This is a genomic window from Pseudomonas sp. SCB32 (assembly GCF_009189165.1).
Classification (GTDB): Bacteria; Pseudomonadota; Gammaproteobacteria; order Pseudomonadales; family Pseudomonadaceae; genus Pseudomonas.
In genome coordinates this window covers 4,459,038-4,474,454 of the sequence record NZ_CP045118.1, presented here as the reverse complement: position 1 = coordinate 4,474,454, position 15,417 = coordinate 4,459,038, and the positions used below count along the sequence as shown (strand labels likewise).

Genomic DNA, 15,417 nt, shown 5'->3' with positions numbered 1-15,417 from the left:
GCGATTACCCCGCTGCCGGGCCGACGTGGCCCTTGCGCAATGCTTCGATGACCGCGTCTTTGGGGCCGTCGGCGACGATGCGGCCGCTGTCGAGCACCAGCAGGCGGTCGACCAGGCTGAGCATCGAGGTACGGTGGGTGACCAGCAGCAGGGTCTTGTCGCGACAGGTTTCATGCAGGCGCTTGCGGAGGATTTCTTCGCTGCTGTTGTCCATGGCGCTGGTGGGTTCGTCAAGCAACAGGATCGGTGGGTCGAGCAGCAGTGCGCGGGCCATCAGCACGGCCTGGCGCTGGCCGCCGGAGAGCAGTTGGCCGCGCTCGCCCACCGGGCGGTCGAAGCCCGCCGGATGCTGCCGGGCCAGTTCGCTGACGCCGGTCATTTCGGCCACTTCGAGCATCCGTGCGTCACTGATGTAGCGCGCGCCGAGGGTCAGGTTGTCGCGCAGGCTGCCGGCCAGCAGTGGCAGGTCGTGGGCGACATAGCCGATCTGCTGGCGCAGGTCGGCGACATCGATCTGCCGCAGGTCCAGTCCGTCGACCAGGATCTGCCCTTCCTCGGGCTGGTAGAAACCCATCAGCAGGCGGCCGAAGGTGCTCTTGCCGGAGCCGCTCTTGCCGATGATGCCGATCTTCTCTCCGGGGGACAGGCGCAGGCTGACGTGGCTCAGCGCCGGGGCGCTCTGGCCCTGGTAGCTGAAGCTGAGCTGGCGCACTTCCAGGGCGCCGTGCAGTTGCGTGCGCTCCAGCGGGCGCTGGCGTGGCTGGCGTTCCTGCGGCAGGGCCATGAGCGCGTCGGTGCTGGTCATGGTCAGGCGCGCCTGTTGGTAACGGGTGATCAGTCCGGCGATCTGCCCGAGCGGCGCCAGCACGCGGCTGTTGAGCATGTAGCTGGCAACCAGTGCGCCGACGCTGAGGTTGCCGTCGAGGATGCTGTAGACCCCGGCGCAGATCATCGCCATGCCGGCGAACTGCTGCAGGAACAGGGTGCCGTTGGCGGCCAGCGCGGAGAGGAAGCGGGCGTGGTTGTCCAGGCGCGCCAGGGCGCCGTGGGTGCTTTCCCAGCGGTACTGGCGCTCGCTCTCGGCACCGCAGGCCTTGAGGGTTTCCAGGCCGCCGAGGGTCTCGATCAGCAGTGCCTGGCGTTCGGCACCCAGTGCCAGGCTCTTCTGCACCGTGTCGCGCAGGCGGCTCTGGATGATCAGGGCGAAGACGATGGTGATTGGGAAGGCCAGCAGCGGGATCGCGATGAGCCAGCCGCCGAGCAGGCCGATGACCAGGATCATCAGCAGAGAGAAGGGCAGGTCGATCAGGCTGGTCAGGGTCAGTGCGGTGAGGAATTCGCGCAGGCCCTGGAAGTCATGGATGCTCTGGGCGAAGCCGCCGACCGTCTCCGGCTTGGCGATCATCGACATGCCGGTGATGCGTTCGAACAGGGTCGCCGAAAGCACCACGTCGGTCTTCTTGCCCGCCATGTCCAGCAGGTTGGAGCGCAGTATCCGCAGCAGCAGTTCGAACATCGTTCCCAGCAGCAGGCCGGCGGCCAGCACCCAGAGCGTCGAGAGCGCCTGGTTGGGTACCACGCGGTCGTAGGTCTGCATGACGAACAGCGGCACCAGCATGCCCAGCAGGTTGATCAGCAGGCTGGCGACCATTGCATCGGTGTACAGCCAGCGCGACAGCCTGAGGGTGTCGCGGAACCAGGCTTCGACACGCGGCACCAGCGGTTTGCGCGCGGCTTCCAGTTCATGGCGCGGGCGGGCGAACAAGGCCTGGCCGCTGTACTGGGCGGCCAGTTCGTCGGCGCTGACGGACTGCTCGCCACCGTCGGTCTCGCAGGGCAGGATCAGCGCCTGGCCGTCGTCGCGCCACTGGCGCAGCACGGCGCTGCGGCCGTCGTTGAGCAGCAGCAGGACTGGCAGGTTGAGGCTGGAGATGCTCTTCAGTTCGCGGCGCAGCAGGCGCCCCTGCAATCCGGCGCGGGCCGCCGCGCGGGGCAGCAGGCTGGCCGACAGGCGTTGGTCGCGCAGTGGCAGACCGGCCGACAGGCTGTTGCGGCTGACCGTGCAGCCATGCAGGCGACAGAGGATCAGCAGGCCGTCGAGCAGGGGGTCGTCATGGCTCAGGCGTGGGTCGCCGGGCGCGGGTGTGCCGCGCTCCTGGATGATCATGGTCACGCTACTTCCTCCCGGACCGAGTCGCCGCTGGCCGCCCCCCGCGGGGTGCCCCGGCATTTCGCCGCACGACGGTTCCGTGCACGCTGTCGTATCGCTTTACGACCGCCACCCCGTGGCCGGATGGCACGGGGTACGGAGGACGGTCGTCAGCGACCTTCTTATTTCAGGTCAGGCAGGCGTGCCTCGTTCTTCACATCCGTGAGGGCCACGGACTCGTGCGGCGCCACCACGTGCTGGGACCGGAGCAGTCCGCCCATGCTGGCGAGCACGCGGTACATCGAGAATTCCTCGGTGTAGCGGACCTCGGTGTAGCGACGGTTGGCGGTGAACAGTTCGTTCTCGCTGTCCAGCAGGTCGAGCAGGGTGCGCTGGCCGAGGGTGAACTGTTGCTGGTACGCCTCGCGTACCTTGCGGGAGTAGTCGGCGTATTCGCGGGCCGGCGGGGTCTGCTTCTTGGCGTTCTCCATCGCGTCCCAGGCCAGCGAGAGGTTCTCGTTGATCAGGCGCAGTGCGTTGTTGCGCACGTCCTGGGCCTCGCCAATCTGGTGCGAGGTGGCGTTCAGGTGGGCCTTGTCGCGCATGCCGTTGAACAGGTTGTAGCGCATCACCACCTGGGCTTCCCAGCTGTTGTAGTAGCCCTCTTCACCATCGACGTTGTGGTTGGCCGACTTGGCCAGTTCAGCGTCGAAGCGCGGGTAGAAGGGCGCCTTGGCTGCTTCGTACTGGGCTTGGGCGGCGTTCACGTCGGCCTGGGCGGATTTCAGCAGCGGGTTGTCGCTGAGCATGTTCTGCCGCGCGACCAGGAGGTCCGGCGGTACTTCGGCCTTGACGGTGGAGGGGGCTTCCAACTGGTCGGGCATCCGGCCGGTGGCGCTATAGAAGCTGGCCTCGGCGTCGGCCAGGTTCACCTCTTCGGTGTAGAGGTTGTTCTGCGCCAGGGCCAGGCGGGCGACGGCCTGATCGTTGTCGGCGGTGCTGCCCACGCCACGCTCGCTGCGCAGGCGGATCTGGTCGCCGATACGCTCGTGGGCCTGCAGGTTGTTCTTGGCCAGGGTCACCATCTCGCGGCGCTTGAGTACATCGAGGTAGACCTCGACGGTGCGCAGGGCGGCGGTTTCCGAGGTGCCGAGGATGCGGAAGGCCTTGGAGTTGACGTTGGCCTCGTTGCGCTGGACCTCGTTGGGCGTGCCGAAGCCGTCGAACAGCATCTGCCGCAGGCGGATCTCGGAGTCGCCGCGGGTCAGGGTCTGGTCGCCATTGTTGGGATTGTTGGAGCGGGTGGTCGGGCTGTCGGTGTTCTGCCGGCCATAGTCGGCAATCAGGTCGACAGTGGGCAGGTAGCCGCCCCTGGCGAATTTGAGTTCTTCATCGGCGGTCAGGCGGCTGTTCACGCTCTGGCTGACTTCCGGGTGATATTGCAGTGTGCTTTGTATGGCTTCGGTCAGTGTCATGGCCTGCCCATGGGCGCATGACGCTGCCATAACTACACCGCTCCATAGTGCCGCGTTACGACTGCGCATGGTTCTGCTCCTAGCGTTTTCTTACCTTCGATGCTCTTTAGGCGCCAATTTATTGGCTTTTTTCTCTTATCAAGCGTTTCACGCCTGTAACATCACAGCTAAGAACAACTTTCCGGGCAGCTCAGAAGAATTTTTCACAAGGCTTATTCTGAAAAAGTCTTATGACACATCTGAAAAGCAGCACATTGTTTAAGCCTGCAAGCCCCGGTGTTTCCTGAGTATGGGCTGGACGGCGCTTGCGAACGAAGCCAGGTACGGTTTGGAGCAGTTAGGGCGGGGACTACAGCAGAAGGACACGAAAAAGCGTCGTCAGAGTGACAAAAAAATGTCGCTGGCTTTTTGATGCTGAGACGCCACCAGTCCTTTTCGCCACCTTCGCAACTTTCTTCGCAACATCCGAATACAAGCGTGCCTTGGCCTGTTTCGGACGCCTGCTTTCCGGTAGGACCGGTTGGGCAGTGGAGCGGAGGAAGGACTCATGGCTACGTTGATGGGTGTCGTCAGTAAAGTGGTCGGCGAAGTGTTTGCGGTAGCCGCCGATGGATCGCGTCGTCCTCTGAGCCAGGGAGACAAGGTGTTCGTCGGCGAACAGCTGGTCACCGGTGCCCACGGCTCAGTGGTGCTGAAAATAGCCGGCGGCGGCGAAATCACCCTCGGGCGCGACAGCTCCCTCCCCATGACCGCGCAGCTGCAGTCTGCCGCTCACCACGCACAGGACGGTCAGCAGCAAGCCGTCGCCCAGCATCCCGCAACACCGAGCAAGCAGGACGTCACTGACGTGAAGGCCCTGCAAGCGGCCATCGCGGCGGGCGTGGACCCGACCAAGGCGGCCGAAGCCACTGCCGCCGGCCCGAGCGCCGGTGCCGCAGGCGCCGCCAACGGCAAGCCGGGTGGCGGGCATTCCTTCGTACTCCTGACGGAAGTCGCCGGGCATGTCGGTCCGGATATCGGCTATCCCACCGGGCCGCTGACATGGGGGCCTCTGTTCCTGGAGCCGCGCGTTGGCGGCCGGGTCGATGATCAACCCGCTTCCGGCCCCGGTACCGTCAGTATCGGCGAGGACTCCCTGGGCGGCGCCGGTGGCGCGACGCAGAGCAGCAGCCTGAACTACAGCTTCGGCAATCACGGGGTAGGTACTTTCTCCTGGGGTACCGCCGGCCTGCCCACTATCACTTCCGGCGGCGTGCCGCTGACCTACACCGTCAGCCCCGACGGCCATACGCTCACGGCCAGCGCCAATGGCACTCCGGTGTTCACCCTGACGCTGACGGACATCAATACCGGTGCCGTCCAGCTCACCCTGCTGCAGCCGATCGACCATCCGACCGCGGGGCAGGACACCCTGACCATCAACGTGCCCTACACCGTCACGGACGGCACCGGGGTGAGCACCACCAGTAACCTGGCCGTCGGCATCGTCGACTCGGTGCCGCAGGCTGAGCTGTCCGCCAACAGCGGTGTGTCCGGCTCGCTGGAAACGCACGACGCGGCGACAGTGGGTGGGGCTTCCGATCACAGTAGCGTCGATTTCAGTGGGGCCTTCCAGGTCAACACCAACTACGGCGCCGATGGGGCCGGCAGCACCGCGCTCACCTACAGCCTCAAGCTGGTCGGTGCCGATGGCAGCAACTCCGGATTGACCAGCGGCGGCGCCGCCATCTACCTGCACAACGTAGGCGGCGTCATCGTCGCCTCCACTTCGGCCAGCATTGCCGGCATCACGGTGCAAAACACCGTCTTTTCGCTGTCAGTGAACAGCAACTCCGGTGTGGTCACGCTGACCCAGTACAGCGCCATCGACCACGCGCAGCCGGGCAGCGATGCCAACTTCGCCAGCCAGCACGCCGTGCTCGACCTGGGCCTGGTGCAGTTGCAAGGGACCGTGGTCGTCACCGACCGCGACGGCGACAGCGCGACCTCTTCCAGCACCTTGGACCTGGGTGGCCGCGTCAGCTTCACCGACGATGGTCCGAGCATCACGATCGGCCTGAGCGGCGCGCAGATCGGTGGTCTGGAAACCCATGATGCGCTGACCATCGGCGCCAACTCCGACAGCTCCACGGCCGACTTCTCCGGCGCCTTCAGCATTACCCAGCAGAGCACCGGCGCCGACACCCCGGCTTCGGCCGTGAGCTGGACCTATACCGTGCACCTGGATGTTCCGGGCGGCACCGCCTCCGGACTGTCCAGCGCGGGTCAGGCGATCTACCTGTACCAGATCGGCTCCCAGGTGGTGGGCAGTACCGCCAGCACCCAGGCGGGAGTGAATGCCGGCAATACCGTGTTCGGCCTGAGCGTCGACGGCGGCGGCAAGGTGACCCTGACCCAGTATGCCGAACTCGACCATAACCAGCCGGGCAATGACCAGCAGGTTTCCCTCGATGGCGGACTGGTAAGCCTGCAGGGCACGGCGACCATCACTGACTTCGATGGCGACAAGGCCAGTTCCACGGCGAGCCTCGATCTGGGCGGCAAGGTCACCTTCGACGACGATGGCCCGAGCATCAGCGTGGGGCTCAGCGGTGCCCAGGTGGGCAGCCTGGAAACCCATGACGCGCTGACCATCGGCGATAATTCCGACAGCGCCACGGTCGACTTCTCCGGCGCCTTCAGCATCACCCAGCAGAGCACCGGCGCCGATACGCCGGCTTCAGCGGTGAGCTGGAGCTACGCCGTACACCTGGATGTTGCCGGCGGCACCGCTTCCGGGCTGTCCAGCGCCGGCCAGGCGATCTACCTGTACCAGATCGGTTCTCAGGTCGTGGGCAGCACCGCGAGCACCCAGGCGGGAGTGAACGCCGGCAACACCATCTTCGGCCTGAACGTCGATGGCAGCGGCAAGGTCACCCTGACCCAGTACGCCGAGCTCGACCATACCCAGCCGGGCCATGACCAGCAGATATCCCTGGGCAGCGGCCTGGTGAGCCTGCAGGGCACCGCCAGCATCACCGACTTCGACGGTGACAAGGCCACGTCCACGGCGAGCTTCGATCTGGGCGGCAAGGTCACCTTCGACGATGACGGCCCGAGCATCAGTGTCGGCCTCAGCGGTGGTGAGGTGGGCGGTCTGGAAACCCATGATCACCTGACCATCGGCGGAGCCGTCGACCATTCCACGGTGGACTTCTCCGGCGTCTTCAGCATCACCCAGCAAAGCACTGGCGCCGACACCCCGGCTTCGGCCGTGAGCTGGAGCTACACCGTGCACCTGGACGTTCCCGGCGGCAGCGCTTCCGGGTTGTCCAGCGGCGGCCATGCCATCTACCTGTACCAGATCGGCGACCAGGTTGTGGGCAGCACCGCGAGCACCCAGGCGGCTGTGAACGCCAGCAACACCGTGTTCGGCCTGAGCGTCGACGGCAGTGGCAAGGTCACCCTGAGCCAGTACGCCGCACTCGACCACATTCAGCCCGCCCATGATCAGCAGGTCTCCCTGGACAGCGGCCTGGTGAGCCTGCATGGCACGGCGAGCATCACCGACTTCGACGGCGACAAGGCCAGCTCCACGGCGAGCCTCGATCTCGGCGGCAAGGTCACCTTCGACGACGACACCCCGAGCAGCAACATCAGCCTCAGCGATGCCCAGGTGGGCAATCTGGAGACCCATGACGCCCTGACCATCGGTGGCGCCTCCGATAGCGCCACAGTGGACTTCTCCGGCGCCTTCGTCGTCACCCAGCAGATCGCGGGCGCCGATACTCCGGCCTCGTCGGTGAACTGGAGCTACGCCGTGCACCTGGATGTGCCCGGCGGCACGGCCTCCGGACTCTCCAGTGCCGGCCAGGCGATCTACCTGTACCAGATTGGCTCACAGGTAGTGGGCAGCACCGCCAGCACCCTGGCCGGTGTGGATGCCGGCAACACCGTGTTCGGCCTGAGCGTCGATGGCAGCGGCAAGGTCACCCTGACCCAGTACCACGAGCTTGACCATATCCAACCGGGTCATGACCAGCAGGTCTCCCTCGACAGCGGTCTGGTGAGCCTGCAGGGCACTGCAACCATCGTCGACTTCGATGGTGACAAGGCCAGCTCCACTGCAAGCCTCGACCTGGGCGGCAAGGTGACCTTCGACGACGATGGTCCGAGCATCAGCGTGGGGCTCAGCGGTGCCCAGGTGGGCAGCCTGGAAACCCATGACGCGCTGACCATCGGCGATAATTCCGACAGCGCCACGGTCGACTTCTCCGGCGCCTTCAGCATCACCCAGCAGAGCACCGGCGCCGATACGCCGGCTTCAGCGGTGAGCTGGAGCTACGCCGTACACCTGGATGTTGCCGGCGGCACCGCTTCCGGGCTGTCCAGCGCCGGCCAGGCGATCTACCTGTACCAGATCGGTTCTCAGGTCGTGGGCAGCACCGCGAGCACCCAGGCGGGAGTGAACGCCGGCAACACCATCTTCGGCCTGAACGTCGATGGCAGCGGCAAGGTCACCCTGACCCAGTACGCCGAGCTCGACCATACCCAGCCGGGCCATGACCAGCAGATATCCCTGGGCAGCGGCCTGGTGAGCCTGCAGGGCACCGCCAGCATCACCGACTTCGACGGTGACAAGGCCACGTCCACGGCGAGCTTCGATCTGGGCGGCAAGGTCACCTTCGACGATGACGGCCCGAGCATCAGTGTCGGCCTCAGCGGTGGTGAGGTGGGCGGTCTGGAAACCCATGATCACCTGACCATCGGCGGAGCCGTCGACCATTCCACGGTGGACTTCTCCGGCGTCTTCAGCATCACCCAGCAAAGCACTGGCGCCGACACCCCGGCTTCGGCCGTGAGCTGGAGCTACACCGTGCACCTGGACGTTCCCGGCGGCAGCGCTTCCGGGTTGTCCAGCGGCGGCCATGCCATCTACCTGTACCAGATCGGCGACCAGGTTGTGGGCAGCACCGCGAGCACCCAGGCGGCTGTGAACGCCAGCAACACCGTGTTCGGCCTGAGCGTCGACGGCAGTGGCAAGGTCACCCTGAGCCAGTACGCCGCACTCGACCACATTCAGCCCGCCCATGATCAGCAGGTCTCCCTGGACAGCGGCCTGGTGAGCCTGCATGGCACGGCGAGCATCACCGACTTCGACGGCGACAAGGCCAGCTCCACGGCGAGCCTCGATCTCGGCGGCAAGGTCACCTTCGACGACGACACCCCGAGCAGCAACATCAGCCTCAGCGATGCCCAGGTGGGCAATCTGGAGACCCATGACGCCCTGACCATCGGTGGCGCCTCCGATAGCGCCACAGTGGACTTCTCCGGCGCCTTCGTCGTCACCCAGCAGATCGCGGGCGCCGATACTCCGGCCTCGTCGGTGAACTGGAGCTACGCCGTGCACCTGGATGTGCCCGGCGGCACGGCCTCCGGACTCTCCAGTGCCGGCCAGGCGATCTACCTGTACCAGATTGGCTCACAGGTAGTGGGCAGCACCGCCAGCACCCTGGCCGGTGTGGATGCCGGCAACACCGTGTTCGGCCTGAGCGTCGATGGCAGCGGCAAGGTCACCCTGACCCAGTACCACGAGCTTGACCATATCCAACCGGGTCATGACCAGCAGGTCTCCCTCGACAGCGGTCTGGTGAGCCTGCAGGGCACTGCAACCATCGTCGACTTCGATGGTGACAAGGCCAGCTCCACTGCAAGCCTCGACCTGGGCGGCAAGGTGACCTTCGACGACGATGGTCCGAGCATCAGCGTGGGCCTCAGCGGCGCCCAGGTGGGCGGTCTGGAAACCCATGATGCGCTGACCATTGGCGACAACTCCGACAGCGCCACGGTGGACTTCTCCGGCGCCTTCAGCATTACCAATCAGAGTGCGGGTGCCGATGCACCGGCCTCGGCGGTGAGCTGGAGCTACGCCGTACACCTGGATGTGAGCGCGGGCACGGCCTCCGGCCTGACCAGCGGCGGCCAGACCATCTACCTGTACCAGGTGGGTGACCAGGTCGTGGGCAGCACCGCGAGCACCCAGGGGGCGGTGGACCCCAGCAACACGGTGTTCGGCCTGAGTGTCGATGGCAGCGGCAAGGTCACCCTGACCCAGTACTCTGAGCTCGACCACACCCAGCCGGGCCATGACCTGCAGGTCTCCCTCGGCAGCGGCCTGGTGAGCCTGCAGGGCACGGCCAGCATCACCGACTTCGACGGTGACAAGGCCAGCTCCACCGCGAGCCTCGATCTGGGCGGCAAGGTCACCTTCGACGACGATGGCCCGAGCATCAGTGTGGGTTTGAGCGGCGCACAGATCGACGCTCTGGAGACCCATGACGCCCTGACCATCGGTGACAACTCCGACCATGCCACGGTGGACTTCTCCGGCGCCTTCAGCATCACCAATCAGAGCGCGGGTGCCGACACGCCGGCTTCGGCCGTGAGCTGGAGCTACACCGTGCACCTGGATGTTGCCGGTGGCAGCGCTTCCGGGTTGTCCAGCGCCGGACAGGCAATCTTCCTGTACCAGATTGGCGATCAGGTTGTGGGCAGCACCGCCAGTACCCAGGGTGCGGTGAACGCCAGCAACACCGTGTTCGGCCTGAGTGTCGACGGCAGCGGCAAGGTCACCCTGACCCAGTACGCCGAACTCGACCACACCCAGCCGGGCAATGACCTGCAGGTCTCCCTGGGCACTGGCCTGGTCAGCCTGCAGGGCACCGCCAGCATCACCGACTTCGACGGCGACAAGGCCAGCTCCACGGCGAGCCTCGATCTGGGTGGCAAGGTCACCTTCGACGATGACGGCCCGAGCATTACCATTGGCTTGAGCGGTGCCCAGCTCGGTGGGTTGGAAACCCATGACGCGCTGACCATCGGCGGCGCCTCCGACAGCTCCTCGGCGGACTTCTCCGGTGCCTTCAGCATCACCAATCAGAGTGCGGGTGCCGACGCCCCGGCTTCAGCGGTGAGCTGGAGCTACTCCGTGCACCTGGACGTTGCCGGCGGCACCGCCTCCGGGCTGTCCAGCGCCGGCCAGGCGATCTTCCTGTACCAGATTGGCAACCAGGTCGTGGGCAGTACCGCGAGTACCCAGGCCGGCGTGGATGGCAGCAACACCATCTTCGGTCTGAGCGTCGACGGCAGCGGCAAGGTGACCCTGACCCAGTACCACGAGCTCGACCATATCCAACCGGGCCATGACCAACAGATCTCCCTGGACAGCGGCCTGGTCAGCTTGCAGGGCACCGCCAGCATCACTGACTTCGACGGTGACAAGGCCAGCTCCACGGCGAGCCTCGATCTCGGCGGCAAGGTCACCTTCGACGATGATGGCCCGAGCATCAGCGTGGGTCTCAGCGGCGCCCAGGTGGGCGGTCTGGAAACCCATGACGCCCTGACCATCGGCGCCAACTCCGACAGCGCCACGGTGGACTTCTCCGGCGCCTTCAGCATTAACAGTCAGAGTGCGGGTGCCGATGCACCGGCGTCCGCCGTGAGCTGGAGCTACGCCGTACACCTGGATGTGAGCGCGGGCACGGCCTCCGGCCTGACCAGTGGCGGCCAGACCATCTACCTGTACCAGGTGGGTGACCAGGTCGTGGGCAGCACCGCGAGCACCCAGGGGGCGGTGGACCCCAGCAACACGGTGTTCGGCCTGAGTGTCGATGGCAGCGGCAAGGTCACCCTGACCCAGTACTCTGAGCTCGACCACACCCAGCCGGGCCATGACCTGCAGGTCTCCCTCGGCGGCGGCCTGGTGAGCCTGCAAGGCACCGCCAGCATCACCGATTTCGACGGCGACAAGGCCAGCTCCACCGCGAGCCTCGACCTCGGCGGCAAGGTCACCTTCGACGACGACGGTCCGAGCATCACCATTGGCGCGAGCGGCGCCCAGATCGGTGCTCTGGAAACCCATGACGCCCTGACCATTGGCGGTAACTCCGACAGCGCCTCGGCGGACTTCTCCGCGGCCTTCACCATCACCAATCAGAGCGCGGGCGCCGACACCCCGGCTTCGGCCGTGAGCTGGAGCTATGCCGTGCATCTGGACGTTGCCGGTGGCAGCGCTTCCGGGTTGTCCAGCGCCGGACAGGCAATCTTCCTGTACCAGATCGGCGACCAGGTCGTGGGTAGCACCGCCAGCACCCAGGGGGCGGTGAACGCCAGCAATACCGTGTTCGGCCTGAGCGTCGACGGCAGCGGCAAGGTGACCCTGACCCAGTACCACGAACTCGACCATACCCAGCCGGGCCATGATCAGCAGATCTCCCTGGACAGCGGTCTGGTCAGCCTGCAGGGTACCGCCAGCATCACGGACTTCGACGGCGACACGGCCAGCTCCACGGCAAGCGTCGATCTGGGTAGCAAGGTCACCTTCGACGACGATGGCCCGAGCATCAGCGTGGGGCTGAGCGGCGCCCAGATCGCCGCTCTGGAAACCCATGACGCGCTGACCATTGGCAACGCCTCCGATCACTCCACGGTGGACTTCTCCGGCGCCTTCAGCGTCACCAGTCAGAGTGCGGGCGCCGATACCCCGGCTTCTGCCGTGAGCTGGAGCTACGCGGTGCATCTGGACGTTGCCGGCGGCAGCGCCTCCGGATTGTCCAGCGCCGGCCAGGCGATCTACCTGTACCAGATGGGTACGCAGGTGGTGGGCAGCACCGCCAGCACTCAGGGTGCGGTGAACGCCAGCAACACCGTGTTCGGCCTGAGCGTCGACGGCAGCGGCAAGGTCACCCTGACCCAGTACGCCGAGCTCGACCATACCCAGCCGGCCAATGACCTGCAGGTTTCCCTGGGCAGCGGCCTGGTGAGCCTGCAAGGCACGGCCAGCATCACCGACTTCGATGGCGACAAGGCCAGCTCCACGGCGAGCCTCGATCTCGGTGGCAAGGTCACCTTCGACGACGACGGCCCGAGCATCACCGTTGGCGCGAGCGGCGCCCAGATCGGTGCGCTGGAGACCCATGACGCCCTGACCATCGGCAACAACTCCGACCAGGCCACGGTGGACTTCTCCGGGGCCTTCAACATCACCCAGCAGAGTGCCGGCGCCGACGCCCCGGCTTCAGCGGTGAGCTGGAGCTACGCCGTGCACCTGGACGTTGCCGGTGGCAGCGCTTCCGGGCTGTCCAGCGCCGGCCAGGCGATCTACCTGTACCAGATCGGCGGCCAGGTCGTGGGCAGCACCGCCAGCACCCAGGGTGCGGTGAACGCCAGCAACACTATCTTCGGCCTGAGCGTCGATGGCAGCGGCAAGGTCACCCTGACCCAGTACGCCGAACTCGACCATACCCAGCCAGGCCATGACCTGCAGGTCTCCCTGGGGGCTGGCCTGGTGAGCCTGCAAGGCACCGCCAGCATCACCGACTTCGACGGCGACAAGGCCAGCTCCACGGCGAGCGTCGATCTGGGCAGCAAGGTGACCTTCGACGACGACGGCCCGAGCATCACGATCGGCCTCAGCGGCGCGCAGCTGGGAAGCCTGTTGACCTATGATCACCTGACCATTCCTGTCGGCAACAATCCGATCTCCGACAGCGCCACCGCAAACTTCTCCGGTGCCTTCAACATCATGCAGGTGAGCGCTGGCGCCGACACCCCGGCATCGGCGGTGACCTGGACCTATGCCCTGCAGCTGAGCACGGGGGTGGCGCAGGGAAGTTTCTCCGGGTTGAGCAGCGGCGGGCATGCCATCTACCTGTACACCATCAGTGGCCAGGTCGTTGGCAGCACGGCCAGTAGCGTCGGTCTGGTGGGCGCCGGCAACACCATCTTCGCGCTGTCGGCGAACAGCAGTACCGGTGACGTCACCTTGAACCAGTACGGCGCGATCGACCATGCACTGCCGGGCAGCTATAGCAACTATGACACCCAGCAGGCCGTGCTCAACGCGGGCCTGGTGCAGTTGCAGGGCACAGCCAGCATCACCGACTTCGACGGTGACAAGGCCACCTCTTCGGCGAGCCTCGACCTCGGTGGCAAGGTGGCCTTCGCCGACGATGGCCCGGTGGTGAACATCCAGCCGCCCATCCAGAACGTCTTCGATGCCAAGGGCTTCCACCTGGCGGGCACCCTGGATGTCAATTTTGGCGCCGACGGCTCCGGAGGCTTCGACCTGAGCGGCAATACCGCACCCACTGGCCTGCACTACGAGGTCTCCAGCCTGACGGGTGGCGGCTCCCTGTTGACCGCCCTGGACGGTAACAACAAGATCTTCTTCACCCTCCAGGTCAACGGCGACGGTAGCTACAGCTTCGATGTGCTCAACTCGCGGCCTACTGCTTCGGTGGGTTATGACCTGACCCAGATCAATGCGAGCGGGCCGGGACCGTCGTTCACCCTGACCTCGTCCGGACTCGCGGCAACCTTCACCAGTCCCGATGCTCTGGTGAACCCGTCCTCCAACGGCATGGGGGTCGGGAATAACACCATCGATGCCGGCGAGCACCTCAACATTGCATTCAGCGATACGGTCTACAACGCCTCCTTCCAGGTCCAGAAGCTCTCCAGCAAGGACACCCTTACCTGGAGTGTGCTGAGTACCGCCGGGGTGGTGTTGGCTACTGGCACCTACGTACCGCCAACCGGCACCGGCGAGGGCGACACCACGACCTGGAACCTGCTGACCAATGGGCACTTCCTCACCGGGTCGGCCGCCCAACTGGCCGATAGTGGCTTCAGCACGGTGATCCTGAGCAGCAGCAGTGGCGACTACCGGGTTCAGACCGTTTCCGCCGATCGCTCCATCCTGCCGCCTGATCTGGCGCTCCACTTCGGCGTTGGCGCGACTGACGGCGATGGTGACCATGCCACGGTGAATCTCGGCCTGGAAATGAACACGCCGACCTTGCTGGTGGTGGGCAGCAATGCCGACGACAGTGGCTCCTCGACCACCCCGCACACCATTCCGAACCCGCTCGATGCCGACAAGAGCGGCGATATCGTGGGCGGCCCCGGCAGTGGCAGTGACGTGCTGGTAGGGGATAAAGGTGGTGTCGGACAACCGGTCGGCAATGACCATCTGATCGGTGGCGCGGGCAATGACATCCTCTTCGGCGACTCCATCAACACCGATAATCTGGCCTGGGCGGGCCATGCCGCGGGCACTCACAACGGCGGTGGGCTCCAATCCCTGGTGGACTATCTGACCGCCACCAACGGCGGGACGGCGCCCAGCACCGGACAGTTGCTCAACTACATCGCCGCCCATGCCCAGGAGCTCAACGTCGCCGGCGATCCCCGTGGCGGCAATGACATCCTCGAAGGGGGCGCCGGCAACGACCTGCTGTTCGGCCAGGGTGGTAATGACACGCTGATCGGCGGCCCCGGCGACGACATCATGTTCGGCGGTACCGGCGCGGATCAGTTCGTCTGGAAGGCGGGCGACACCGGTCACGATGTGATCAAGGACTTCAGCATCGCCGAAGGTGACACGCTGAACCTGGCCGACCTGCTGCAGGGCGAGCACGCCAACTCGGCGTCCCTGGCGCAGTACCTGAACTTCACGGTGACCTCCGGCACCACCAGCATCGGCGTCATGCCCACCGGCACCGGCCCGGTGACCCAGACCATCGACCTGGCCAACGTCGACCTGTCCGCCAAGTACGCCGGCCACGCGGGTAGCGGTGTGCTCTCGGCGGGCGATACCCAGAAGGTGCTCGACGGCCTTCTCGGCGACCACGTGGTCAAGACGGACGCCTGACCGCCGTCGCTTCACCCGCGAAATCGCCGCCTCCGGGCGGCGGTTTCGTTTTTGCCCGCCCAACGAGGGTGGGGGCAAGCCTATACGGCTGGTGAATGATC

At 65.7% G+C, this 15,417-nt stretch carries 3 protein-coding genes; 1 reads left to right on the top strand and 2 read right to left on the bottom strand.

What is annotated here, in order from left to right:
- Positions 1 to 4 precede the first annotated feature (4 nt).
- The gene (locus GA645_RS20360; RefSeq protein WP_152228221.1) at positions 5 to 2,167 is read right to left on the bottom strand and encodes a type I secretion system permease/ATPase; all 2,163 of its coding nucleotides are present in this window, start codon (positions 2,165 to 2,167) and stop codon (positions 5 to 7) included.
- A gap of 164 nt (positions 2,168 to 2,331) precedes the next feature.
- Positions 2,332 to 3,624: a TolC family outer membrane protein gene (locus tag GA645_RS20355; RefSeq protein ID WP_372239768.1), complete on the bottom strand. Its 1,293-nt coding sequence runs from the start codon at positions 3,622 to 3,624 to the stop codon at positions 2,332 to 2,334.
- Between the two features lie 547 nt (positions 3,625 to 4,171).
- Between GA645_RS20355 and GA645_RS20350 the strand changes: the two genes are divergently transcribed.
- The gene (locus tag GA645_RS20350; protein ID WP_152224797.1) at positions 4,172 to 15,316 is read left to right on the top strand and encodes a retention module-containing protein; all 11,145 of its coding nucleotides are present in this window, start codon (positions 4,172 to 4,174) and stop codon (positions 15,314 to 15,316) included.
- The last annotated feature ends 101 nt before the right edge of the window (positions 15,317 to 15,417 follow it).